This window comes from Olivibacter ginsenosidimutans (assembly GCF_039542865.1).
Taxonomy (GTDB): domain Bacteria; phylum Bacteroidota; class Bacteroidia; order Sphingobacteriales; family Sphingobacteriaceae; genus Olivibacter; species Olivibacter ginsenosidimutans.
This window is the reverse complement of the sequence record NZ_BAABIQ010000027.1, coordinates 1-25,891: the sequence shown is the minus strand read 5'-3', so window position 1 is coordinate 25,891 and position 25,891 is coordinate 1. Positions and strand designations below refer to the sequence as shown.

The window sequence follows — 25,891 nt, the reverse complement described above, 5'->3', positions numbered from 1 at the left end:
ATTCTGCTCTGGGCTATAAGACACCCAAACAGATTGAAGAGATGCTGCTAGAAAAAGATAGATTGGCAGCATAAAAAAGTCTCCTACTTTAAGTTGCAATTCCACTCAGCACTTTTGCCGATAAATACATGCATAAAACTCTCTAGTGTAAGCGCGATTTCCTGATATTCTAAAACAATCTGCGTTTGTGTGATCTTAGCTTTTAGCTTTTCGAGGTAGCTGTTGATTGAACGGGCTTCTTCGGTGTTGCCCTTCATTTTCATCATCTTTTGATCCCATTGCTTGGGATTGATAAATTTCTTGCTGGAAAATTCTGTTCTTTTCCCGTCAATGGTTATCCGTACATAAAGGGGATGATGGCCTGCTGCATTGGCTTTTGCCGCCCGTGCATAGATGTGTAGGGTGATAGTGGTGTTCATAGTGGTGGTACTTTATTTATTTATTCAATTTATTCCTTACCCGGTTAGTTGTCAAGATGTTCACTTGACGACTAGGTTAAACCAGCTTTGACCGGTTCATTTTAGCGAGACCCTACAAGACTAAATTTTAGGGTCTCGCTAGGGTCTCGTTTGAAACTGGAATAAGGAAATAGTTAGGAAGGCCTATAAAAGCAAAAACCCTATAAATAGTGTATTTATAGGGTTCTGATATTAAATGTCTTGATGGGTGCGGAAAGTGAGGGATTCGAACCCCCGGTCCTGTTACAGACAACGGTTTTCAAGACCGCCGCATTCGACCACTCTGCCAACTTTCCGGCACAAAAGTACGAACTCCGATCATTTTAACAAATTTAAATTTGTCTTTTTTCATCCGTTATGATTAACTCATTCATTCCTTGTCGATTATTTTTAGCAAATCCTACTAAATTGCATCATCTATGGCTTACACAAGCCCATAAATGAAGATCACATCATCTTGGGATGCTTTTCACCGTTGTGGCACGTAACACAGGAAATAGCCTTTACTGCACCATCCTTTCCTGCCCTATTAAAGTATTTCTTATTGATTTTAGCCGTCATACGCATCATATTACGCGCCACTTCTTTGTGATGATTTTCATCACTGGCAAAGTCTAATTTCGTCGGATCGTCCTTTTTTGCCGCATGGCAAAAATTACATTTCACGCCCAAAGCTACTTTAAATCCGTCCATTACCTTATCTAGCTCTTCATGGCTGATATCTTTAGGTAATACCTTAAGATTCTTTGCTTTATGTTCCTGCTGTGGCATAAATGCACTCAATAATGCAATAAAAGATAATGCCGTTGATAACGTTATCAATTTTTTGTAATGCATAGTTCGTTTAGTTAGTGTCATACTAATGTATGAAAATGGAATGAAATGCAATACAATTTTTATAGTATTGTTACGAAGCTAATCGTGCGGATAAAAATAAAAAAGGGGAAATAATATTTCCCCTTTTCATAAATTAAGAATGAATGGTTGTTTAATTATTTCTTAAAATATGCAATAATAAGATGGGCTAACTCTTCTCCAATTCTTTCTTGTGCTTCATTCGTTGCAGCGCCAATATGTGGTGTTAAAGATACTTTTGGATGTGTTAATAGTTCTTTTCGAGGTGCTGGCTCGTTGTCAAACACATCTAATCCAGCAAAGGCAACGGTGCCGTCATTTAAAGCGTCAATAAGCGCCAATTCATCAATCGTTCCTCCTCGGGAAGCATTAACAATACCAACTCCTTTTTTTACCTGATGGAATTCTGCTTTCCCTAAAACGGGTTTATCCAGAAACGGCACATGTAAGCTAATAAAATCAGCTTGTTTAAGCAATTCTTCTGTAGACACTTGCTTTACCGGAACTTCCACGGTTATATCACCAGAAAGTTTCAAAGGCAAGGTTTTAGGTATCTCCACAAAATCACTTGCAATAACGTCCATTCCCACACCAAGTGCCACTTTTGCCGTTTCTTGACCTATCCGACCAAAACCAATGACCCCTAGTGTCTTCCCTTTTAGCTCTACCCCTTTCGCATATGCTTTTTTTAGTCCAGCAAAATTGGTATCTCCTTCAACAGGCATTTTCCGGTTAGCATCATACAAAAACCGAACACCCGTATAAAGATGAGCAAAAACCAATTCCGCTACTGATTGTGAAGATGCTGCCGGTGTATTCACTACAGCTAGGCCCTTGGAACGTGCATAATCCACATCGATATTATCCATCCCTACACCCCCTCTACCAATCAATTTTAGATTCGGACAAGCATCTATTAGATCTTTTCTTATTTTCGTTGCGCTTCGTACCGTAACGGCATCGTAGGCTTGTAATTTTTCTTTTAATTCTTCTTGCGGAATATGATTGGTATCAACAGTAAATCCCGCTTTTTCCAATAATGCTTTACCAAGCGGATCTATACCATCGTTTGCTAATAATTTCATGATGTTTATTCAAAAGTAAAAAGTAAAAACCCCGCCAGCCGGCGGGCTCATTGATTCATTAAAAAAACAAATAATATATCAATAATTCAAAAGTAAAAAGCGAAAAGCTTAAAGCGCAAAGCCGAAAGATATGCCTATTTGCTACTGCTACTAAAGTCTTGAACGGGCAACTCGCAACGGGCAACTCACAACGCAAAACTATGCGTTCTTTTCGGCAAATTCCTGCATGGCATCAACTAATGCATTGATGCTTGTGATGGTTAACGCATTGTAAATGGAAGCCCTGAAACCACCAACACTTCTGTGTCCCTTTAAGCCAACAAATCCACGCTCTTCAGCTAAGGTTAAAAAAGCCTTCTCCAACTCTGGATTTTCCATAACAAAAGTTACATTCATACGAGAACGATCTTCAACTGCTGCTGTACCCTTGAATAGCGGATTACGCTCAATCTCGTCATAAAGTGTACGTGCTTTGATGATGTTTTCCCGTTCAATTTCTACTATACCACCTTTAGCTTTTAACCAACGAAGGTTTAATAAGGACACATAAATAGCATATACCGGAGGGGTATTATAGAGCGACTTTGCCTCAATATGCTTACGATAATCAAATATCGCAGGAATATCCCTGCCCGTTTTACCTAATAAATCGTCTTTTACAATAACCAATGTAACGCCCGCAGGCCCCATATTCTTTTGTGCACCAGCATAAATCAATCCGTAGTCGGAAACCGTAATTTCCCGACTTAAAATGTCAGATGACATATCACATACTATCGGAATAGGTGATTTCGGTGTTTCAAATAATTCCGTCCCATAGATCGTATTATTTGAAGTATAATGGAAATAGGCCGCATCAGCTGGTATTTCAAAATTTTTAGGTACATAGGTATAGTTAGCTTCTTTTGATGAGGCAACTACTTGCACTATTCCAAATTTCTGCGCTTCTTTATACGCTTTTGATGCCCAGGTTCCTGAATCCAGATAAGCCGCTTTCCCCGTTTGTGGCAGCAAATTCATTGGTACTACAGCAAACTGTTGGCTAGCACCTCCCTGTAAAAACAAAATCGAATATCCAGCTGGAACTGATAATAACTCCCTAACCAATGCCTCTGTTTCTTCAATAACCGCTTCAAAAGCTTTGGAGCGATGTGAAATTTCCAGAATGGACAAACCGGTGTCATTAAATTCAATTATTGCTTGTGACGCTTCTTTAAAAACTTCTTGGGGAAGAATACATGGCCCTGCACCAAAATTGTGTTTCATTATTTTTTATAGATTTAAAATATGAGCATTTATGAAATTCACTAAAATAATATTATGAGCATTTATAAGTCACAAAATTATTTTTGTTTGACAAATGTACAGATTTTATAAAAAAAACTCAAAGTTTTATAGGTTTTATTGTCAAAATAATGACAATGTTTTCCATAACTTAAACGGATAGTAATTATAATACTTAGAAAGAACAACCTTGGTTTAAACGGTACTAGTTAAAAGGTAAAAAATAAGGGAACCTAGGTTCCCTTTTTATCTTTCCCGTATTGGTTATTCGCGTTATACCAATTTAGTAAAAGGTGAAAGGTTTTTCAACAAACGGATAGCTTCTTCCTGATCTTTAGCAGAAAACACGGTGTTACCTGCAACAAGCACATCAGCACCAGCTTCAACCAGCGACAATGCATTGTGGTGATTAACACCGCCGTCTATTTCAATAAGTAAGGAAGGATTACGTTCCTGAGCTAAGAAACGTAATTCCTTAATACGGCGATAAGTACTTTCAATAAACTTTTGGCCGCCAAAGCCTGGATTAACAGACATCAGACAAACCAAATCTACATCTTCGATGATATCACTTAAATGCGCTATAGGTGTATGCGGATTAACAGCAACACCAGCCTTACAGCCCAGCTCCTTAATGTGTTGAACAGTTCGGTGCAAATGCGTACACGCTTCATAATGAACACTTATGTTGGCTGCTCCTGCATCTGTAAACTGTTTGATATACCTATCGGGATCTACGATCATCAAATGAATATCCAAGGGTTTCTTTGCGTAACGGTTCACTGCCGCTAATACAGGGAAACCGAAAGAAATATTTGGCACAAATACCCCATCCATGATGTCCACATGAAACCAGTCAGCCACACTGTGATTCACCATTTCCAAATCTCGTTGGAGATTTCCAAAATCTGCTGCTAAAATGGAGGGAGCGATTAAATGTTTCAATTGACTATTTATTTTCTGTTTCCTTATTTTGTTCTTGTTTTTCAGGGCGTGGAATCAACGCTTTCCGAGAGAGTTTTAACTTACCTTGTTTATCGATATCCAACAATTTTACTTTCACCATTTCTCCTACCTGAAAGATACCTTCCATGGTTTCATAACGTTTCCAGTCAATTTCAGAAATATGAAGTAAACCATCTTTTCCAGGCAAGATCTCAACAAAAGCACCAAAAGGCATAATAGATTTCACCTTGCCTTCGTAAACCTCTCCAACTTCTGGCTTAGCAGCAATACCTTTAATACGGCTCACTGCAGCATCGATTGATGCTTTATTATCGGCAAACACCTGCACAATACCTTTACCCTCAACTTCCTCAATGGAAATAGTAGTTCCTGTTTCGCGTTGCATTTCCTGAATGATTTTCCCTCCAGGGCCGATGATCGCACCAATAAACTCTTTATCAATCGTCAAACTCACAATTCGAGGCGCATGTGGTTTATAATCCGCTCTTGGTGCCTGAATGGTTTTGAGCATTTCGTTCAGGATGTGTAAGCGAGCCTCTTTAGCTTGATAAAGCGCTTCTTTCAACACTTCCCATTTCAGACCATTTATTTTTAGATCCATCTGGCAAGCAACAATTCCTTTACTTGTTCCTGTTACTTTAAAATCCATATCGCCCAAGTGATCTTCATCACCTAAGATATCGCTTAACACGGCATATTTACCGGTTTTCTCATCTGTAATCAAGCCCATAGCGATTCCGGACACAGGGGCAGTAATTTTCACACCGGCATCCATTAGGGCCAGGGTTCCAGCACACACGGTAGCCATAGAGGAAGATCCATTCGACTCCAAAATATCAGACACTATCCGAATGGTATATGGATTTTCTTCTTGACTAGGCAACACTTGCTTTAATGAACGCATCGCTAAGTTTCCATGACCAACCTCCCTACGGCCAGGGCCACGGTTAGGTCTTACTTCACCTGTAGAAAAACCAGGAAAGTTATAATGTAAGATGAAACGGCTATATCCATTGATAAAGGCCCCATCAATCATCTGTTCATCGTCTTTAGCACCTAAGGTAACGGAGGTTAACGATTGGGTTTCACCTCTCGTGAAAATAGCAGAACCATGTGCGGCAGGTAAATAATCGATCTCACTCCATATCGGTCGAACTGTACGTACGTCACGGCCATCTAAGCGGATACCTTCATTTAAGATCAGGTTTCTAACGGCATCATATTGTACATCGTGGAAATATTTTTTAGCCAAAAAAACCGTTTCTTCATCCACTTCTTCGCCCAATGTAAGTGCAAAGGCTTCTGCAATATCGGCAAATTTTACCGTACGTTCCTTTTTGGAAGAACCAGATTTTGCCACTTCATATACACTATCATAAGTAGCCGCATAAACACGTTCCCTCAGTTCAGGATTACTAGGTTCGTGATTGTATACTCGTTTTTCCGTATTTCCAACCAATTGCGCCAGTTCCAACTGTGCCTGAACCTGTACTTTAATTGCTTCATGTGCAAAAGCAATGGCTTCGACCATTTCCTCTTCGGAAATTTCTTTACTTTCTCCCTCTACCATGACAATATCACTTGCCGAACCGGCAACGATAAACTCTAAGGTAGCGCGTTCTAACTCGCTTAATAAAGGATTAATTACGAGATTACCATCAATTTTAGCTACCCTAACTTCCGATATAGGGCCATTAAATGGAATATCCGAAACCGCTAATGCGGCAGATGCCGCCAACCCGGCCAATGCATCAGGCATAATATCCTTATCAGCGGAAATCAAGCTAATCATCACCTGTGTATCGGCATGATAATCTTCGGGAAATAAAGGACGAAGTGCCCGATCGACTAAACGTGAAATTAAAATTTCATAATCCGATAAACGCGCTTCGCGACGTAAAAAACCTCCAGGAATGCGTCCTGTAGCTGCATATTTCTCTTGATAATCAACCGACAGCGGTAAAAAATCGGTTCCTGGTTTTGCTTCCTGAGCGGATACTACCGTTGCTAGCAGCATCGTATTTCCCATTTTGACAACAACAGCACCGTCAGCCTGTTTTGCCAACTTGCCGGTTTCAATTTCGACTTGGCGTCCATTGCCAAGATCGAATGTCTTCTTAATTGCGTTATAACTCATTTTTTCTTAGATGATGCGTTGGTCGTCTTTAAAAAACGCATCGTTTTAAATTTATAGACTCTTTATTTTGGTGCAAAGGTAAATAAAAAAAGCCATCACTTTTAAGGATGAATGTTAAATTACAAAATGAATAGAATAGCCAAAACGCTGACTGTATGGACAAATACTATTTGATCAAGGCATCCCACAAAATTTCTACCGGATGGAAAGCTCTTTTTTGCGCTTCATCTTTTATTTGATGCCTACAGCTCGTTCCAGGTGCGGCAATGAGCACATCAGTAGGAGCACTACGTACCGCCGGTAATAAAACCAACTCACCAACCTTTTTCGATACAGCATAGTGTTCTTTTTCATAGCCAAAGGAGCCAGCCATGCCACAGCAGCCCGAAGGGATCACTTCTACCGCATAACCTTGGGGAAAAGACAGAATTTTCTCGGTAAAACCTACTAAATGAAAAGCTTTCTGATAGCAATGGCCGTGTAGTTTTATCTGTTTATCCACACTGTGAAAGTGGTCTTTTGTAATATTTCCATCATCCATTTCCTGTGCTAAAAACTCGTCAATCAACAGCGCATGTTTTGCAATATGCTGCGCGGAGAGCAATAGGGTTTCATCTACCAAGTCCAAATATTCATCACGAAAAGTCATAATGGCAGATGGCTCGATACCAATGAGCGGTGTATCGGCCGAGATTAAATCTTTTAAATCATGTACATTCTTATTGGCAATCTGTTTCGCTTTGCGAAGTAGGCCTTTAGATAAATACGTGCGGCCACTTTCAATGTGTTTAGCCAATTTCACTTCATAGCCTAGCGCCGTAAGCAACTGATAAGCCGTTTGCCCAATGCCTACATCATTATAATTTGTAAATTCATCACAAAAGAGATACACTGTTCTTTTTGCTGGCACGACAGATGATTTCTGCTGACGTTCAATCCATTTCTTTAACGTAGTGCCTCCAACTTCAGGTAAAGAACGATCAGGCGCAAAGCCGATAACCCGTTTTACTATCGAGGATAAAAACTTATTTTTTATAATCACATTATATAGCCTTGGCATATAACTAGCCAATTGTTGCGATTTGGTAAAGTTAGCAATTATCCAAGCACGAAAAGGTGTACCATTTGCATCATAATAATGTTGTAAAAACTCCGCTTTCATTTTGGCGATATCGACACCTGAAGGGCATTCGCTTTTACAGCCCTTGCAGCTTAGGCATAAATCCATCGCTTCTTTAATTTCCTGATGATCAAAGCGATTAGCCTTGGTAGAATTTGTCAGGAATTGGCGCAACATATTTGCCCGTGCTCTGGTCGTATCTTTTTCTTCTCGAGTAGCCATATACGATGGGCACATGGTTCCTCCCGTTAGGTGCGATTTACGGCAGTCGCCCGAACCCGAACACTTCTCCGCTAGGCGCAGGATGCTCTCCTGCTTTTTAAAGTCAAATATGGTAGCAATATCTAGGGTTGACGTATCTTTTTCATAACGCAAGAACTTATCCATTGGTGGCGTATGAACAATCTTATTTGCGTTGAAAATATGGTGCGGATCGAAAAGATTTTTCACTTCTTCTAATAGCGCATATACCTCATCGCCTAAAACTGTTCCAATAAATTCTCCCCGTAGGCGCCCATCCCCATGTTCACCACTTAAGGAGCCGTTATATTGTTTGACTAATAGCGCAGTTTCGGCTAAAATGGCTCGGAATTTAGCTTTCCCCACGGCAGTTTTTAGGTTAATCAATGGCTCCACATGTAATTCACCCGCTCCAGCATGCGCATAATATGAGGCACTTGTTTCATGCTTTTTTAAAATCTTTTGCAAATCTTCGATATAGGCGGGAAGGTCTTCAGGCGAAACGGCACAATCTTCTATCAAGTTAACTGGTTGCGTATCGCCGGGCAAATTCCGGATCAGCCCTAATCCTGCTTTGCGTACGTCCCATACCAAGTTGGTTTGTTCACTACCAGTAATTAAAGGGTAAGCATAACCTAAACCTTTACGGATTAAATCTTCCTTCAAAGCCTGTGCGCTGGCCTCTACTTCTTCCAGCGTATCTGCACGAAACTCAACCATCAGCAAAGCTTCCGGATCGCCTTCAATGAAAAAGCGGTTATATTGATAAGTAGGATGCCCCTTAGTAAAATCCATAATGTATTTATCCACTAATTCAGAGGCTGCTGGTTGATGCTCCAATACCACCACATTAGCGTGTAGCAATTCCATTAAGGAATGAAAATGAACACACAGTAAACCGATTTCCTTTGGTGGTAGGGGTAACAAATTCAGCTTTGCCTCGGTAACAATTGCCAAGGTACCTTCAGAGCCGGCCAATAACCTGCATAAATTAAAAGGCTCGTTCGTGTTTGCCAATAGATCGAGTGCATAACCTGTATTCCGACGGGTAAGTGATCTTTTAGGATATCCTTTTTCGATGGCTGCTCTGTTTTTTGGCGCTGCTAACAAGGTCGTTAGTCCGCGATAGATAGCCCCCTCCCGATCATTTTGCTTCAATTTAGTGAACAATTGCTCTTCATTTACCATTTCGAAACGGATTTCAGAGCCATCGTCAAGTAACACCTCTGCTGCAAGCAAATGTTTTCTGGTATCGCCCCATACAATGGAATGTAGGCCACTTGAATTATTGCCGATCATCCCTCCTATCATGGCCCTACTGGCGGTTGAAGTTTCAGGGCCGAACATGAGACCAAAAGGTTTCAGGTAAACATTCAGATCATCACGGATGACTCCCGGCTGCACACGTACCCAACGTTCTTCCTTATTCACCTCCAATATCCCGTTAAAATATTTCGAGACATCAACTACTATCCCATTACCTACTACCTGTCCGGCCAAAGACGTTCCTGCGGTACGCGGTATCAAGGTAACCTGATACGTATTGGCGAATTGAATTAATAATTTCAGATCATCATTATTCTTTGGAATTGCTACCGCTAAAGGTAGCTCCTGATATACCGAAGCATCGGTGGAGTAAGCCAAACGGATGGTATGGTGTTCCGGACTGTCATCATAATAAAATTCTCCGTTCAAACCAACGGATAGTTTTTTTAGGTGTTGCAGAAGATCTGAAGGTTCCATGTACAATTACACTTAGCAAAGATTTGGTAATATTACTAAATATTGTGGTTTTTATGGAACTTTGGGAGGAGTATTAATTAAAATTTGCAATCCTGTCGGCAAAAATTTTTCAAGTGCAAAAAGGCGCTTTTAATAAATAGATTTTTCATTAAAAGCGCCTTTTTAGTACAACCTCTACTATAAATCTAAAACAACAAAAACCGGATAATGATCAGAAAGATGATCGGTAGCTTTATCATGAATAATAGTTGATGATTTCACCTGCTTAGCAAGGCTTTTGTTGACCCATAAAAAATCGATCCTCCTGGCAGGTTTTCCATATTTTTTAGTGGTAACACTCGGCATAAAGGTTTTATTCTTTAACCAATAGCTATCCAAAAATCCAGCTTCTTTCATCGCATCTGTAACCGAATAATCTACCTGGCCATTATTCAAATTTCGTATATGATCATGTTTACGCTCATTTTCCCGCATTCCTGCTACCATAGCATCTGTCAGCTGTGCAGCATCCGATGACGCCATTGAATTAAAATCGCCCATAATCATAATTTTTTCATCTTGAGGTAAGGTCGCCGCATGCGCTAAAACTTGTCGTACTTCCTGTTGCCGTTTTTTATAACTAAATGGCGAAAAGTGAATAACAAAAACATGCACATGATTAATATTGGCATACAAGTAGGCATGCCACATATTGTCTACCACCTTCTGCACATTTACAATAGGATACTTCGAAGATAGCGCCACTGGAAAGCCCTCTATTTTTGATTGTACCGCATAGGGATGGCCATATTTGGCGGCAAACTCTTCCAAGCTTTTTTGTGTAAAGCCATTCATTTCTTCATAAGCGATAATATCAGGAGATAAACTATCAACCCAATGAATATATTCTTCCTGAATCAAACTATCCTGTTGTAAGCCCTTCAATACATTGTATGATAAGACCTTCATTTCTTGCCGTGCAAATAAATCACTCGAGAAAAGTGCTATACACAAGCCTATTAACAAACAAATTTTACGTTTCATTTTTTGGCGTATTTATAAATTATCAGTTCATTTATTTTAGGGTAATATGATGGTTACTTTTAATATATTAAGCCGATTGCCTCTAAGCAGATCTGTATTTAGCTGTGGTGATTGGTTAATCATCCGTAATTTGACATTTTCGGAGCTCGCTATATGCGGTGTAAACTGCGCTGTTGCCACCTGATTTTTAGTTGTCTGTTTCGTTCCCAAGCTATTCCAGGTAACACCATCGTCAGTAGAAGCCTGGATTTCCAACTTAAAATCCGGCCCCACATCATAAACATCTGGCATTGGCACAAATTCGACAGCTATTTCTTGAAGCCCTTTTAATGCAAACGCTGTTTCAATAAAACCAGGTCCGTTTAAACCAGGCTCTCCCCTTTCGTTCACCCCAACTAATCTGGGAGCCATAGGCCTATAATCTGTAGGCTCCTTATTATACACCAAAGCACCATCAAAAACCCATATTCCAGTAGGCGCTATAATTTCGCCCACAGGATACGTTCCCTTTATTGTGGCGTATTCAAATGTCTCTACAAGAGTATCTGTTAATGGTGCACCAGATTCACAACTTTCAGGAATCAGCACTTCAAGCGCTACCGCAGAATGGTCTGAGGGATATTTTCCATTGAAATTATCATTCAATACTTTTCTCGAAAGGACATTAACATTGGAACAATTGGCCAAGAATATATGGTCTATCCTCGAGGAGGAGTTCAACTGATTTCCATAATCATTATAAGTACCTTCATAAGGGTTTAACTGTTGCTTCGCTTGCAGGTAGGTATCTTGAAAGAATCCCGTCAGAAACAGGTCCTTATAATGGCTATCATACTGCGAAAAATTAAAATCACCAGCCAATAAGGCGGGGTATCCGGCAGCAATCTCTTGCACCTTATTCATCAGTAATGCTACGGAGTTCGTTTGTCCTAAGTCTCCAAAATCAAGATGCACACTGAAATAATAAAATTGCCTATTCGTGCCCTTTTCCTTAAAGAAGCCCCAGTTGCAAACTCTATACTGTTGATTATCCCAACCCTTACTTAATACATCAGGTGTTTCCGATAACCAGAACATTCCCGAGTCTTGCAAAGCAAGTCGCTCATCCTTATACATTAAACCAACGGTTAACTGCTTATCCGCAGTAGTGCTACCCATAACCGTTGTACCGACATAGCGGTAAGCTGGCAGCAATTGTTTCAGATCGTTTAACTGACTAATATAGGGTTCTTGTATAGCCAAAACATCAAAGTCATATATGGTAAACATGTTACTTACCAGAGTCTTCCGATTTTCCCACAGATTATTGGTATTGTTCCGGTTGTCATATTCAATATTATAGGTTGCGATACGCAATGGCTTTACCGTATTATTGGTATCACAGTAGGAGTCCTTTCCTTCGAAAGAAGAGTTTAACGCCACTTTTTTACAAGCAGTAAAAAACAGCAGTAAAACAATTATATAGTGATAATGCTTAAGTATCATCATTTGTCTGTTTAATAAATTTACACCCTGTCAATGATAGCCTTTTAAATACCTGAATTATCCCATCCCGGGTTTTGCACTAAATTTGGATTCAAGAGCAAATCTTGTGTTGGGATTGGGTATAGGTAGTCTTTAGCCTCATTCCATGACTTTAAAATACTTGGATTATTAATGATCCTGCCTCCGCTCGCGCCGTTTTCTAACACCAACTCGCCTAATTTTTGATATTGTCGTCCCGGCACCGTTGTGGGCTTTGTTCCTTCATAAATCACCAGATCGATAACACCGTCATGATCCAGATCATATTCGCCGGTACCCGGAAAATACATACCGTAGAATGGCTTTTCCAAACGTTCACCCTCTTTCCAGCGCAACAAATCCCGATAACGAAGGCCTTCTTTAATCATTTCAATCCGGCGTTCACGGCGTATTTCCAATATTACCCCTTTATTTGCACCGGTGCTGACATTTGGGTATTGCGCAGCCAAATAAGTGTCGGGCATTCCATTAGCTGCCGCCATATCCAGATTAGGCATGGCTACGCGATCTCTTATCAACTTGATACTTTTATCGATATCAGCTTGCGTCAACGTCTCCCGCTCTGCCTTCGCCTCTGCAAAGTTCAACAGCACTTCCGCATACCGAAAGATGGGCATATCATTTGTGGAGTTCCCCGTATCGAAGTTAGGCGCCAAAACATATTTAACATACTGATAACCAGTTACACAGGTAGCGAAATCGGGAACACTGGTTTTGTTTTCACCAATGCGCTTATAGCCCGGCGTACGAACGGTTTGCGCCAAACGCGGGTCGCGGTTTTGGGTTTCCTCGTAAAACTGCATTGTTTTATAGCTTGGATTATCTGTAAATCGACTCCCATCTGCCATTAAATAACTATCTATTAATGATTTTTCGACGCCAGGGCGACCATAGGATGCCGACAGAATATAAAAGTTGGCAGAATGCACCAAAGGGATGGCGATACTATATTGACGAGCCAAAATCATTTCACTCGTGATGGCATCTTCCGCGATGAACAACTCTTGATAGGCTGTATTGGGGTCTGATTTATAAATGGAATAAACACCAGCATCCATCAGTTCTTCTGAAGCGGTTATACAATTATCCAATACCGATTCCCAATTGCCCAGCTCATGATATTTACGGTAAGTCCCTTCAAACAGGCACATTCTAGATTTTAAGGCGAGGGCCGTCCATTTGGTAATTAATTGACCGCTTTTTTCTATTGGACAGTTGGCAATGGCAAAATCAATATCTTCCAACATTTTATCGAAAACAAAGTTCCTGCTATCCCTTGCTTTCGCCAAACCTTCATCATCAATTTCCAATACGGAATCGTACCAAGGGACATCGCCGAAACGTACAATTTTATCGAAATAGAAATAGGCTCGGAAAAAACGGGCTACACCATCATACCTTAGCCGTGCAGCCTCATCGGTACATTTATGCGAGTTTTCCAAATAAAAATTTATTCGGCGGAGTTCACTCCAATCCCAGCCGCCGCCGCTTGCAGGTGTAATTCGGGTACCTTGTATCTCATCTGCAACGGTTGAACGTGCTTCGTCATCCGCTTGATTGGGCGCATTATAATGTATCGCTAACGCATCTGGAAGCTCATTATAAAAAGCGTTGGTATAATTTTCTAATTCCGTTGCATTATTGAAATAGTTTTCTGGTGCCAGCTCCGCTAGCGGATAGCGTTCCAGATAGTCGTCGTTACAGGCCACTAAACCCATAACTAAAAATCCTAATACATATCTATTAATCAATCTCATAAATCATTCTTTAATAATTAGCTCCTATTAAAAAGATACCTGTGCACCAAAAGAGAAGGTTCTCCCGATGGGATAAGTTCGACCACTGGGGTCACTCATCACCTCTTCCGGATCCAGGTAATCGGTTTTCAATTTGGTCCATGTATGCAGGTTTTCTCCACTGAAATAGATCCTGACCTGGCTAAGTCCCACTTTGCTCAGCAAGCTATTGGGCAGCGAATAACCAACGGTCAAATTTCGAAGTTTACAATAGGCCAAATCCTGTAAATACATATCATTTTCTACTTGCAGCTCACTATTCTGCGCCGTATAGCCTCTCAAAAATGGAAAATAGGCATTTGGATTCTCGGGCGACCAGATCAGGTCTTGAAAATTGCTTGGGATAAATGAATCGTATGGTCGTGCATACACATGCCAAAACATCTGGCTTTCCCTATTGGGATACCAGTTTTGTTTACCTACTCCTTGAAAGAACACGGAGAAATCAAATCCGCTCCATTGCGCATTGAGTGTTAAACCAAAGGTGTACCGAGGTTGCGAATTGCCGATAATCCGACGATCTCCGGGATCATCCAATGTATTTTTTCCGGTATTAATAATACCATCTCCATTTAAGTCCAATATCTTAATATCACCAGCTTGCAGCATCCTTAAATCTGCTGTAGGTGCCTGTACACGACGTTTATTGATCTGGTCTTGGTTCACTCTTGCTGCCCATTCCTGTGCTTCTGCCGTTGTTTTAAAAAAACCATCATAGGAATAGCCCCAAATATCTCCTAACTGTTCGCCCACATAATGGGTTGAGATCAGACCCTCCGGATTATCGAACTTGGTAATCTTGGCGGTATAATCAGCCAACATGCCCGTAATGCCATAGCTAAAGGGCTTCCCTTTCACTTCGAATTGATCACGCCAGCCCAAAGAAATTTCGAAACCTTTAGTACGCAGATCGGCAGCATTTTCCTTAGGTTCGCTCGCTCCAAAAACACTTGGCAATTTTTTACCTACGCTTAACATATTCCGTGTATCGCGGATATAATAGTCGGCTGTAAATGAAAACCTACTTTTTAATAGATCAACATCTAAACCAATGTTATTGGTTGTTACCTTTTCCCAGGTTAAAGAATTGGCTACAGGAGCCGGGTTATTAACCACTGTTAAGCGCTGATTGTCTACCAAATAGGAAATCTGTCCTGTTCCCATGGCCGAAATATAGGCATAGGTATCTACTTCCTGATTACCCAGGCTTCCGTACGAATACCTGATCTTCAGATTATCCACCAACGCTTTAGCCGGGCGGAAAAAGTCTTCTTCACTTAAACGCCATCCCGCGGAGAACGAAGGAAAAAATCCAAATCGACTGCTTTTAGGAAAACGGGAAGTCCCATCATAACGTCCGCTGGTCTCAAAAAGGTATTTCCCTTTATAATCATAATTAAACCGGTAAAAGCCGCCGCGAACCGCCCATTCATCTGCACCTCCCGTTAAGAGCTTTTCTCCGGTTACCAAAGACAGGTCATTTAAGCTCGTAGATAGCAATTCCTGTCCGTTGCCTCCAACTCGTTTATACGTCCGATCCTCTTGATTAAAGCCAGCCATCAATTTTATATTGTGTTCACCAAAGCTTTTATCGTAATTGGCAAAAACATTTACAAAATTCCAATAGTATTTCGTCATATATTCGTTCAGCTTATCTGTTTTCAAAGCGCCAAGAGAAGAAAGCTCCATGATACCTGGATACTTAGAATAGTATGCCTTTGTTTGCCGGTAGGAGTATTCTGATCGGTATTCCCTATAGGTATAATTTCCGGTCAGCGTCAATCCCTCTGCCAGCTTCAGCACCACTTCTGAGGTAGAATTCAGTTCCGTTCCATTATCATAGCCCTTCATCGTGCCATCTTCCAGGGCATTATGAAGACCATAACCAATAGGATAACTATTGATACCACTATATCCCGTTAGCGTTCCATCTGGATTTCGGGGTACATAGGCTGCATGATAATGATAAATGGGATCATTACTCACATCATTTTCCACGTCGTTTAGATTGGTGGCGAAACCATGCCAATCATAAGATGATTTAAACAAAGAAGTATTATTGCTAAAACTCAACCATTTGTTAATTTCGGTATTGATCTTAGCCCGCATGTTATAACGTTTGTAGCGATCGGGATTAACATTAAAGACACCCCGTTCGTTTGAATAGGCACCCGATACCAGATAACTTGTTTTGCCGCTGGCTCCCGAGAGGGTAAGGTTATGATCTTGTTTCGGACGGGTATTAGCGTAAAAATAATTATACCAATCAAAGTTGCCATAATAGCGGTACATATCCTGTCCACTCGCGTTCTGCTTAACAACCACCCAGGGTCTGGAGGGGTCTTCCACCTTATCATCAACCCGTGCCCATAGCTCTTCATAATCTTCATCAGTATACCTGGTTGTACCATAACCTAATGCATTGTACATGGCCTCATCGTTGATCTTCGCATTCCAGTAACCGGAGGTGATAAAATCGGTATTCGTGTTCCGTCCTACAAAGCCAATATTGGTGGTATAGGTTACGCTGGATTTATTTCCCTTCGCGTGTTTAGTGGTTACGAGAATAACGCCGAAAGCGCCCCTGGCACCATATACCGCTGCCGCAGATGCATCTTTAAGGACGGTAACCGACTCAACATCATTCACATTAACCCGATCCAGTGTACCCAAGACACCGTCTATTAAAATTAAAGGACCACCACCATTAATAGAAGTATTACCCCGAATATTGACTCCCCCGCTTGTTCCAGGTTTACCAGAGCCAAACGTAACGTTCAGATTTGGAATCTGGCCCTGTAGTGCCTGTGTGAGTTCGGTAACCGGTCTATCTTGAAAATTCTCGGCCGATATTTGGGTTACAGCTCCTGTTAAATTCACTTTCTTCTGCTCCCCATAGCCCACTACAACTACCTCATCCAAATCGGAAGCCACCTCTTGCAGGGTTACGGAAAGTGTAGACTCGGTACCGAGCTGTATCTCTTTTGTACCATAACCTACCATACTAAAAACCAGTATCGTGTGATCATTAGGCACATTAATGGTAAACATACCATCATTATTCGTGGTAGTCCCCGTTTGCGCACCCTGAATTTTAACGCTCACACCCGGCAAGGGCAATGATCCGGCGCCGAGCACCGTTCCCTTTACTGTTTTAATCTGTTTCTGATCATTCGCCGCCACCGGCGCAGCGGTAAGTTCTTTAATGAGTACACTCTTTCCCAGAATCTTAAATGAAAAGGGTTTATTTTGCAAACATTGTTGCATAACCTCTTCGATACTAGCATTTTCGGCCTGTACACTGACCAATAACTTCCTTAAGGTTTTGTTATTATAAATAAACACATAATCAGTTTGCTTTTTAATTGATTCCAGTACCTTTTCTAGCGTACTACTTTTGGTGTTCAAGGTAATCTGCTGCCCATACGTTTCAGCACTCAGCTGCATGATGGTAAGCAGTAAAAATACCGCGATTAAATTTAAGCGCATGATAAGTTTACTTTTGTATCGATAAATCATGGATTGTGCAAATGCAGGCTTGCATCTGACAAATTTTAACAAGGGCAATCTCCAAGAAATTGCAAATGAATTCAATTTCATTACTTTTGTATGATTTTGAGTTAATAATGGGTTAATTAGAACTTTCCCTATACGTTATTGTAGTTGACTCAAGATTATTTTTCGCTTCCTAAGCCCATTAGGAAGCGTTTTTTTGAGTGCCATTTCTATTTTGGTCTATCAGGTTTTCCTTTTTTCCATATTGTATTTGTTTATTTTAACTTATTTTGAAATGATGATTTTCTTTACTCCATCACGATTTATAATCTGATATTTAATATCAAAATAGCCCAAGATTTCTAAGGTTAAGCTCGCATTATTATTACGATATACCTCACCCCATAGTTCAACATCGGGTATAGACCCTTCATAATTTACCTCTACGTCATACCATCGAGCGTACTCACGCATGGCTTCCTTTATATTTGCACCTTCAAACCGAAACAGTCCTTCTTTCCAAGCGATTGCATTTTTAGGATCGATTTTGGTTACCTCAATAGCCTTATTTCCAGTAAATGTGGCTTGTTCACCCTGCTTTAGCCGAATCGATTCTTGTGTATTCCGGTATAAAATCCGCACGCTGCCTTCTAGTAAGGTCGTACTGGAGATTTTTTCCTCTTTATAGCTATTTACATTAAAGTGGGTTCCTAATACCGTGATCGTTTGGGTGGAGGTTATCACTTTAAAAGGCCGCGATTGATCTCTGGCGACTTCAAAATAGCCCTCTCCCTCTAGTGTTACAGTTCGATCGTTCTCGGTAAAAGAAGTTGGAAATTTTAATGAAGACGCCGCATTAAGCCAAACCTTCGTTCCATCGGCCAATATTACTTGATACTGACCGCCTTTAGGCGTAATAATCGTGTTGACTTCATTGGTTTCAGTTTGTTGATGCTGATAGGCATAACTGATTAAACCTTCTTTATCTTTGGTAATTTTTATACCATTTTTCTGCACCAGATCACCTTCTGCTGCATCGTCCAATGCAATAGTAGAATCATTGGCCAATTTCAGTATAGCCCTGTCCGTACCGGGCATTAAATCATCGTTCTTTGTAATTGTTTGCTGTTGTTCAATAGGTGTATTAAAAATGTAAAATGAAATTGCTAACGAGACCGTGAGCAATACAAGGGCTGCAGCAGCAAAACTATACCATCTTTTTGTAGATTTGATGATCCTATGCTTAAAGGGATGGTGCGGAAGCTTATGATAAACTTCAACAAGGTCCGCATCAATTATATCATCGGAAATGCCAGCAAAATCTGCTGGAAGTCGGCGGTCATACCAATTCTCAATTTCGGCTTTTTCAGCCGAAGTGCATTTGCCCTGTCGATATTTTTGAAGAAGTTCCCTTAACCGTTTTTGCTCCATTACAGCTGTTCCTATCGTAATTGCCTATTTTCAATTCCATAGTACGCTCAACAAAGGATATGGGGTAGATTTATTTTAAAAAATTACAAGAAGAAAAAAATCAGGAGGGTATAAAGAAAGGCGTCTAGTCTGCAACGTAAAATCTTCAACGCATTTCTAATCTGCGTTTTTACGGTACCTTCCGAAAGCGCTAACTGATGTGCTATCTCTTTATAGCTTAGATGTTCTTTACGGCTCATGTTGAACACCTGCCGCATTTTTTTCGGAAGTTGGTCTATTTCACGATCTATAATATGTTGCAATTGCCTTTCGCGAATTAGATAATCGGGCAGAACCGTATCATAAACATGCAAGCTATCTTTACATACCGCCAGGTGGTCTCGTCTAACCCGCCTATGTGCGTAGATCTTTAGTACCTGATAACGCACTGCCATGTACAAATAGCCGCTTAAACTGGCTTCAATATCGCAATTCATGCGCTTATTCCAAAGCGAAGTAAAAACTTCTTGTATTATCTCTTTTGTTTCATCCCTGTCTTTTAAAATACTAAAGGCATGTTGATATAAAAGCTTGGCATAGCGACGATAAATTTCGGTAAAAGCATCAGCATTATCTTCCTTTAAGAGGTCCATAAGCTCACTATCTGTATATAAATTGCAGGTCGGCATCATGCTCTTTCAATAAAACCCATATTTCTTTTTACTAACTAGGGATAACCCTTTACATATGAATATCTATGCAGATCAAATGGTAATAACTGGCTCTAAAAACAAAATTATGAAATGATTTGAAACTTTTCGCAACAAAACGACATATAATTTTTTCCCTATACCAAACAAACGCTTAACCAGCGAGTTAGGGGACTATATCAAAGATAAAGTCTTTTGCTGAAATCCCGAATACAATAAACCATTTGATTTGTCGCAAAACTAAAGCGAGCATATTAGCAGACTGTTAACCTCATATTATTAAAAGTGCATATAGATACAACAAAGGCCGCAAATTTTAGCTATTTTCACCCAACAAATATATTGAGCTAAAATTATTCTTATTTACCCAATAACCATGAATAAACCCAACAAGTGTGCTTTTCTAACGATATGCTGCTTATTGTTCATGTTTTCTGGATACGCTCAGAAAAGCAACCTATTAAAAATACAACATGAACTGGATAGCCTTCGGTCCATAGCACCGTTAGAGAAGATTTACCTCCACTTGGATAAAGATAGCTATCTGTTAGGTGATACCGTTTGGTATAAGGTTTATGTAAGGGAAGGAACCTTTTTGATGCCTTCACCACTGAGTGGCGTCGTATACATTGAATTAGCCGACAATAAAGGACATTTGATTCAGCGTTCCCGGCAAATGCTTTTTGGTGGGTCTACTTATGGCGATTTTTTTCTTGATCCAGCAAGCTTAAAAGCCGGAAAATTCACCCTTAGGGCTTACACCCGGTGGCTACAGAATTTTGGACCAGCCTATTTTTATGAACGTTCGCTAACGGTCTCTGGCGATTATCGTCAAGAATGGACCGTTGATCTGGCACCTATTACTGTTGTCGATACTGCTGGAAAGAAAGAATTAAGCCTCCGTTTAAAGGTACATGCATTGGACGGTAAGTCCTTCCGTATAAAACCCATTACCTTGGAAATAGAAGAGAAAGGAAAGCGGGTTTTTCAGGACAAAGTAATTGTGGATAGCGCTGGACTGGTGGAACAAAATTTTAACCTTCCTCAAAAGCAAAACGTCAGCGACTTGAATGTTGTATTACGTGAAGATAGCACAGTTATGGCTCATTTCCCGTTACGGGAAGGATTAGCACAAACGGCATATGATGTACAATTTCTTCCCGAAAGTGGTCATTGGCTGACAGAGGCGCCTTGTACTATGGGTATCAAAATAATTGACCAAAATGGATTGGGTGTTAATGCTCATGGAGCTATTCTAGATCAGTCAGGAAAAAAAATTACCACCTTTATACTGACCCATAAAGGTATGGGAAGGATTACTCTTCCACCGTTACCTGCTGGAAGTTATCAAGCGCAGGTAAGTTTCCCTGATGGTTCCCAAAAAACCTATCCACTACCTACCCCATCAGCTAATGGAATGTTGTTACATTATGATGCAGCTGTTTCACAAGATGCTATCCATTTACAGGTTATTTCCACCAAAACCTTACAACAACAATATCCAAGTGTTATGCTTATTGGCGAAAGTCGGGGCATAATGTGTTATGGTGCCATTTTGAATTTAACTGAAGCCGAAGCGCATGCAACAATACCGAGCGCTTACTTCCCTGAGGGAATTGTTCATTTTTCTTTATATACGTTAGGTGGTCAGCCACTGGCGCAACGTATGCTCTATAACCGTAAGCAAAAACAGGCATTAACTATTGCTGTACAGCCAAACAAAGAGCGTTATAGCACACGTGACAGCGTTTCCTTAACGGTTAAGGTTAAAGATAGCCTCGGAAAAGGCGTTGCCGGTAATTTTTCCGTAGCCGTTACAGACGATAGTCAGTACCAACGCGAAAAGTGGGCGTCTAATATCCTGAATCATTATTACTTAAACAGCGAACTGACGAGTTGGGTGGAAGATCCGGAGTATTACTTTTCATCAGATAGCGCAGTAGAAACCGCTTTAGATAATTTATTGCTTACGCAAGGCTGGGTTAGCTACGATCAGTCCTGGTTGAAAAAAAGAACCACCTTCCGCTATGATCCGGAACCGGCATTCAGCGTCAGTGGAACGGTAAAAAATGCTTTCGGAAAAGCCTTAAAAGAAATTCCTGTTGTGCTATTAGCTACCGGAAAAACAACATTTTTCACCGACACCCTTACTGATGAAAAAGGTAAGTTTAACTTTAACCGTTTCCCGGTTTTTGATACATTGGGAATGGTTATTCAAGCGCGAAATAAACGAGGAAAAAGTTTTAATGTGGGTATTGATCTCGATCCTGACACACAACCACCATCAACGCCAATAGCTCCAACTGCTGTAGCTCACGCTTGGTTTGTCAACCTAGATTCTACGCTACAACGTCGCATACTCGACCAACGGGAATATCAAAAAAACCTTCGTGTGCGTAATCATCAAGCTGATCCGAATACGATCATGTTGGAAGAAGTAACCATCAATGCAAAAAAAGTGGTCAAAGGTTCAAAAAATCTTAATGGTTTGGGAGAAGCTGATCAATCGTTAACCGAAGAGGAACTATTGGCGGATGGTTCCAAGTCTTTATTGAACATTTTAGAGCAAAAAATAAAAGGTTTCCATTTGGGGTTTTATCCACGAAAGCAAGGGAAGCCAGAATATATGGTTAATGAAAAAAAAGCAAGGTTGATTTTTGATGGTGTAGATTTAGAATTTTTCTACGATAAGGAAACCGCCGTAGCCGATAATGATCACATGCTTTTTATCAAGTCGTACTTGGAGCAGTATACGGGTAATGATGTAAAAGGGATCGAAATCATGTATAGTCCCAAGTACAATAGTAGCTATAACTCGCATTTTTTAACGCCACAAGAGCTGATGAATGCCAGTCCGGTTATGGGCTCAGATCCCGTATACATTGAAATCACCACTCGAGGAGGAAAAGGCCCTTTTATGCGCACGACTCCTGGTGTTGTGCATTTCAGACCAATGCCTTTCAGCTGGCCCCATGAATTTTATCGACCACGATATCCACACCAAGTGGCAGAAAACCATTTGCAAGACCTCCGTTCTACCATTCACTGGCAACCCTTGGTCATTACCGATGAGCAAGGTAAAGCCACCTTAAGCTTTTTTACTTCTGACCGTGCCGGTACGTATACCATTTGGCTGGAAGGCATTGATGACGCAGGGAATCCTGGTCTAGCTAAACAAAAACTTTATATTGATCAAAAGCAATAAATAAAGGATAGGTGATCATTACCTCTGTTTCATGAAATAAAGTCTTATCTTTGATAAAATTGTTTACCCAATGAATAAATGTCGCCTTTCATGTTTTTTTCCTTCCCTAGGTTTAGTGCTATTGTTTATGCAATGCCAACAACCGGCTTCTAAACAAAATCAATCACAGGAAAGTCGTGAAGTTGTACAGAAATCGCCTGTAAGTACGACGGCAGACACCAGTTTAGTAGCCGTACTCCGTATAGATAGCATCGCCAGTCTGTCTGATAGTTTATTCATGGTGTTTAAAGTATATAATCCAAGTCCAGATACCCTTCGTTTCACACAATACCACACTCCTTTCGAAGGTTTTCTCAATAATTTCCTAACCGTCACTGATGAACAAGGACAAGAAATACCTTACCGGGGAGCCATGGCAAAAAGAGTAATGCCACCACCTGAGGAAACCTATTGTACTGTTGCTCCCTCAGCAAGTGATAGCATACGTTTTTCACTGCTAAAAGGTTATGCTATTACAAAGCCGGGTCTCTATACCATAGAATATAATGCGGGCAACGTGAGCGGCATGTCTAATGGACATCCAGTACGAGTCAACATTATACCCTAGGCCTATGGTCTATGCTAATAAAGCGCTTATTTGTATAACACCTCATGCATGCGTTTTAATTCTTCCACAGGTATCTTGATTACTTTTCTATCATAGGTCATTAAGCCATTTACTTCGCCTTCTACATCCGTTGTCTGTGTATAGACGGCAGCAGATAAACCATTTTTCTGCTTCATCTGTACAATCTGCTCAAACTTATGTCGGTAATTCTTCAATAAATCTGCCACTGTATGGTATGTCTGGTAACCCCAATTACGCATATCCGGATTCCATAAATGATGCTTTACAGGATAACCAATACCACCAAATTCACCAATGACGCTCGCCCTTTCCAAGGGTTTTGGTGGAATTTCCACCTGTGTTTGATAGGTCTGAAGGCAGTTGAATAATGTTGTGATCAACGCATTACAACTATTTTTTAATCTTCTCCAAATGTTCTTTTGCTTCATTTTTATGAGGAGCCCAATAGTTTCTTTTGTCGGTTTTGAATCCATATTTGCGGACTTTATTCGGATGTGGTAAGGGTAGTGGGTCTTGGGCTCTCAACTCCCATGCAAGTAAATCTTCTAATAATCCGGTTTTTATAATGCTATAGTTTTTATCTTCATACAGATCGTTAACCTCCGCCGGATCGTTAACCAAATTGTATAGTTCGCCATGTCCTTGCATATCGTAAACCAATTTCCAATCCCCTTTTCTAAGCATACGCATCCGGCCACTTTGTGTCCAGGTATTCAGTTCATCACATTCTATAGCACCTTTTGTTACCGTTCCGTCATCTTCATAAGGATCGTATTCTTTAAAATCAACAAAATGCAATCCACCATATCCTTGCTGTGCTACCATACTTGCAAACTCTTCTTTTGGATAGTCTTTGCCTTGCAATAAAGGCCACAAGCTACGTCCCTGTACCCCATCAGGAAGCTCAACTCCCAGTAGGTCGCATATCGTGGGCATAATGTCGATGTTACTCACATGGGCATCACTTGGTAGTTTATTTTTGGAAATTTGTGGGCCATACCAGATCATCGGGATACGTGTTAAGCATTCGGGCACACCCACGCCTTTTTTAATCAAACCATATTCACCAACGTAGTCACCATGGTCAGAAACAAATAAGAAAATCGTATTATCGGCTAGTCCCTTAGCTTTAAAATGATGCACCAGTTCTTTAATCTGATCATCAATTAAACGCATCATGCCATAATAGTTACTGCGAATCCGTGGAATCATTTTTTCATAATCGCCATAACCCATTTCAAGCAATTGTTTTTCTAGCATCCACGTGTTTCCTTTCTTAGGCAATACTTCTTTTCCGGTAGTAACCGGCGGAAGTGATTCGGGTGGAAATAGCGAATAGTATGGTTCTGGAGCCTGATAAGGATTATGGGGTTCAGGAATAGAAACCATCATGAAAAACGGCGATGCTTTACCGGCCACCTGGTCTACCCAATGCTCAGCCGATTTTACAATCTGTGCTGGCATTTGCAAATGAACAGAAAAGGGTGTTGGCTTCTCGCTCATATAGAAATGCGTGCTATGTAGAAATTGATTGAAGTCCTTTTCTTCCTGTGTCTGGGGCTCTGCTGATCCCAAATGATTAAAATCTTTCCAATAGTCTACATCTTTAGGTTCTAAAAAAGTATGGTTTTTACCCACTAAAGCTGTTTGATAACCATTTGCTTTGACGATTTCAAATAGATTCTTCGTAAAATAGGCATCCTTTAGGTTCATATTGCTACTCACCCTTGTCGCACTAGGAAACCTCCCCGTAAGCATGGAGGTACGACTAGGTACACATGCGGGCATGGCACAATACGCACGGTTAAACCAGGTTCCGTTGACGGCCAAACTATCCAAAAAAGGAGTAGTATTCAATTCAAAACCTTCTCTTTTGCTAGCATCGGCACGAAATTGATCTACAATGATTAACACAATATTAGGATGAAGTGATGTATTGCTTAATTCGGCATGCTGCGCTTTTACTTTACTACCGATAACAATAAAAAAAAGAAGGCTTACAATCGTTAACGTATTATTTAGTCTCATATCTTAGCATTCAATGGTAATCTGTTCGCTATTTTAATAATTGGAAATACAGTTATAAATGTAAAGCTTATTGTATTACTTTTCACTAGTGTCCGGGAAAAATAAAAAGGAGCAGTAGAAATTAATCGAACTGCTCCGAGATTTATACTTTTGAGTTACGACACAAAAAAGTATGAACAAAAGT

17 protein-coding genes and 1 tRNA gene are annotated in these 25,891 nt (G+C 40.5%); 2 read left to right on the top strand and 16 right to left on the bottom strand.

Translation table 11 applies throughout. The features are described 5' to 3' along the window. Positions 1 to 83: 83 nt before the first annotated feature. The 14 genes from ABD930_RS09425 to ABD930_RS09360 all read right to left on the bottom strand — a co-directional run bounded on the left by ABD930_RS09425 (position 84) and on the right by ABD930_RS09360 (position 19,789). Positions 84 to 419: an Arm DNA-binding domain-containing protein gene (locus tag ABD930_RS09425; protein ID WP_345231458.1), complete on the bottom strand. Its 336-nt coding sequence runs from the start codon at positions 417 to 419 to the stop codon at positions 84 to 86. A 250-nt stretch (positions 420 to 669) separates the two neighbouring features. Continuing rightward, positions 670 to 754, bottom strand: a tRNA-Ser gene (locus ABD930_RS09420). A gap of 151 nt (positions 755 to 905) precedes the next feature. Next, the gene (locus ABD930_RS09415) at positions 906 to 1,295 is read right to left on the bottom strand and encodes a c-type cytochrome (protein WP_345231457.1); all 390 of its coding nucleotides are present in this window, start codon (positions 1,293 to 1,295) and stop codon (positions 906 to 908) included. 155 nt (positions 1,296 to 1,450) lie between these two features. Then, entirely contained in the window at positions 1,451 to 2,398 is a 948-nt protein-coding gene (locus ABD930_RS09410) for a D-2-hydroxyacid dehydrogenase (RefSeq protein ID WP_345231456.1), read from the bottom strand. Between the two features lie 198 nt (positions 2,399 to 2,596). Beyond that, positions 2,597 to 3,664, bottom strand: a complete 1,068-nt coding sequence (serC, locus tag ABD930_RS09405; RefSeq protein WP_345231455.1) for a 3-phosphoserine/phosphohydroxythreonine transaminase — start codon at positions 3,662 to 3,664, stop codon at positions 2,597 to 2,599. Between the two features lie 291 nt (positions 3,665 to 3,955). Further along, the gene (rpe, locus tag ABD930_RS09400) at positions 3,956 to 4,627 is read right to left on the bottom strand and encodes a ribulose-phosphate 3-epimerase (RefSeq protein WP_345231454.1); all 672 of its coding nucleotides are present in this window, start codon (positions 4,625 to 4,627) and stop codon (positions 3,956 to 3,958) included. Positions 4,628 to 4,631: 4 nt separating this feature from the next. Then, on the bottom strand, positions 4,632 to 6,785 hold the full coding sequence (pnp, locus tag ABD930_RS09395; RefSeq protein WP_345231453.1) for a polyribonucleotide nucleotidyltransferase: 2,154 nt from the start codon (positions 6,783 to 6,785) through the stop codon (positions 4,632 to 4,634). A gap of 166 nt (positions 6,786 to 6,951) precedes the next feature. Then, the gene (locus tag ABD930_RS09390) at positions 6,952 to 9,888 is read right to left on the bottom strand and encodes an FAD-binding and (Fe-S)-binding domain-containing protein (protein WP_345231452.1); all 2,937 of its coding nucleotides are present in this window, start codon (positions 9,886 to 9,888) and stop codon (positions 6,952 to 6,954) included. 177 nt (positions 9,889 to 10,065) lie between these two features. Beyond that, positions 10,066 to 10,911, bottom strand: a complete 846-nt coding sequence (locus ABD930_RS09385) for an endonuclease/exonuclease/phosphatase family protein (protein ID WP_345231451.1) — start codon at positions 10,909 to 10,911, stop codon at positions 10,066 to 10,068. Positions 10,912 to 10,947: 36 nt separating this feature from the next. Continuing rightward, entirely contained in the window at positions 10,948 to 12,399 is a 1,452-nt protein-coding gene (locus ABD930_RS09380; protein WP_345231450.1) for an endonuclease/exonuclease/phosphatase family protein, read from the bottom strand. 41 nt (positions 12,400 to 12,440) lie between these two features. Next, a complete protein-coding gene (locus ABD930_RS09375; RefSeq protein WP_345231449.1) occupies positions 12,441 to 14,192 on the bottom strand; it encodes a RagB/SusD family nutrient uptake outer membrane protein in 1,752 nt (583 codons plus the stop codon). Positions 14,193 to 14,219: 27 nt separating this feature from the next. Then, a complete protein-coding gene (locus ABD930_RS09370) occupies positions 14,220 to 17,720 on the bottom strand; it encodes a TonB-dependent receptor (protein WP_345231448.1) in 3,501 nt (1,166 codons plus the stop codon). A gap of 291 nt (positions 17,721 to 18,011) precedes the next feature. Beyond that, complete coding sequence (locus ABD930_RS09365; protein ID WP_345231447.1) at positions 18,012 to 19,157, bottom strand: FecR family protein; 1,146 nt, start codon at positions 19,155 to 19,157, stop codon at positions 18,012 to 18,014. An 83-nt stretch (positions 19,158 to 19,240) separates the two neighbouring features. Further along, positions 19,241 to 19,789 (bottom strand): RNA polymerase sigma-70 factor, encoded by a 549-nt coding sequence (locus ABD930_RS09360; RefSeq protein ID WP_345231446.1) that lies wholly within the window; start codon positions 19,787 to 19,789, stop codon positions 19,241 to 19,243. A gap of 433 nt (positions 19,790 to 20,222) precedes the next feature. Between ABD930_RS09360 and ABD930_RS09355 the strand changes: the two genes are divergently transcribed. Together ABD930_RS09355 and ABD930_RS09350 are read left to right on the top strand one after the other, a co-directional pair. Further along, entirely contained in the window at positions 20,223 to 23,051 is a 2,829-nt protein-coding gene (locus tag ABD930_RS09355; RefSeq protein WP_345231445.1) for a hypothetical protein, read from the top strand. Between the two features lie 70 nt (positions 23,052 to 23,121). Next, on the top strand, positions 23,122 to 23,658 hold the full coding sequence (locus tag ABD930_RS09350; RefSeq protein ID WP_345231444.1) for a hypothetical protein: 537 nt from the start codon (positions 23,122 to 23,124) through the stop codon (positions 23,656 to 23,658). Positions 23,659 to 23,684: 26 nt separating this feature from the next. Here the strand turns inward: ABD930_RS09350 and ABD930_RS09345 are convergent, their stop codons facing one another. Further along, complete coding sequence (locus ABD930_RS09345; protein WP_345231443.1) at positions 23,685 to 24,107, bottom strand: hypothetical protein; 423 nt, start codon at positions 24,105 to 24,107, stop codon at positions 23,685 to 23,687. Beyond that, the gene (locus ABD930_RS09340; RefSeq protein ID WP_345231442.1) at positions 24,070 to 25,707 is read right to left on the bottom strand and encodes a sulfatase family protein; all 1,638 of its coding nucleotides are present in this window, start codon (positions 25,705 to 25,707) and stop codon (positions 24,070 to 24,072) included. Before ABD930_RS09340 ends, ABD930_RS09345 begins: the two co-directional genes overlap by 38 nt. Between the last annotated feature and the right edge of the window lie 184 nt (positions 25,708 to 25,891).

Excerpts from the sequence above, each read along its gene's own strand:
- ABD930_RS09425 (WP_345231458.1), bottom strand. The coding sequence starts at position 419 with ATGAACACCACTATCACCCTACACATCTATGCACGGGCGGCAAAAGCC.
- ABD930_RS09415 (WP_345231457.1), bottom strand. The coding sequence starts at position 1,295 with ATGCATTACAAAAAATTGATAACGTTATCAACGGCATTATCTTTTATT.
- ABD930_RS09410 (WP_345231456.1), bottom strand. The coding sequence starts at position 2,398 with ATGAAATTATTAGCAAACGATGGTATAGATCCGCTTGGTAAAGCATTA.
- serC (WP_345231455.1), bottom strand. The coding sequence starts at position 3,664 with ATGAAACACAATTTTGGTGCAGGGCCATGTATTCTTCCCCAAGAAGTT.
- pnp (WP_345231453.1), bottom strand. The coding sequence starts at position 6,785 with ATGAGTTATAACGCAATTAAGAAGACATTCGATCTTGGCAATGGACGC.
- ABD930_RS09390 (WP_345231452.1), bottom strand. The coding sequence starts at position 9,888 with ATGGAACCTTCAGATCTTCTGCAACACCTAAAAAAACTATCCGTTGGT.
- ABD930_RS09385 (WP_345231451.1), bottom strand. The coding sequence starts at position 10,911 with ATGAAACGTAAAATTTGTTTGTTAATAGGCTTGTGTATAGCACTTTTC.
- ABD930_RS09380 (WP_345231450.1), bottom strand. The coding sequence starts at position 12,399 with ATGATGATACTTAAGCATTATCACTATATAATTGTTTTACTGCTGTTT.
- ABD930_RS09375 (WP_345231449.1), bottom strand. The coding sequence starts at position 14,192 with ATGAGATTGATTAATAGATATGTATTAGGATTTTTAGTTATGGGTTTA.
- ABD930_RS09370 (WP_345231448.1), bottom strand. The coding sequence starts at position 17,720 with ATGCGCTTAAATTTAATCGCGGTATTTTTACTGCTTACCATCATGCAG.
- ABD930_RS09365 (WP_345231447.1), bottom strand. The coding sequence starts at position 19,157 with ATGGAGCAAAAACGGTTAAGGGAACTTCTTCAAAAATATCGACAGGGC.
- ABD930_RS09360 (WP_345231446.1), bottom strand. The coding sequence starts at position 19,789 with ATGGACCTCTTAAAGGAAGATAATGCTGATGCTTTTACCGAAATTTAT.
- ABD930_RS09355 (WP_345231445.1), top strand. The coding sequence starts at position 20,223 with ATGAATAAACCCAACAAGTGTGCTTTTCTAACGATATGCTGCTTATTG.
- ABD930_RS09350 (WP_345231444.1), top strand. The coding sequence starts at position 23,122 with ATGAATAAATGTCGCCTTTCATGTTTTTTTCCTTCCCTAGGTTTAGTG.
- ABD930_RS09345 (WP_345231443.1), bottom strand. The coding sequence starts at position 24,107 with ATGAAGCAAAAGAACATTTGGAGAAGATTAAAAAATAGTTGTAATGCG.
- ABD930_RS09340 (WP_345231442.1), bottom strand. The coding sequence starts at position 25,707 with ATGAGACTAAATAATACGTTAACGATTGTAAGCCTTCTTTTTTTTATT.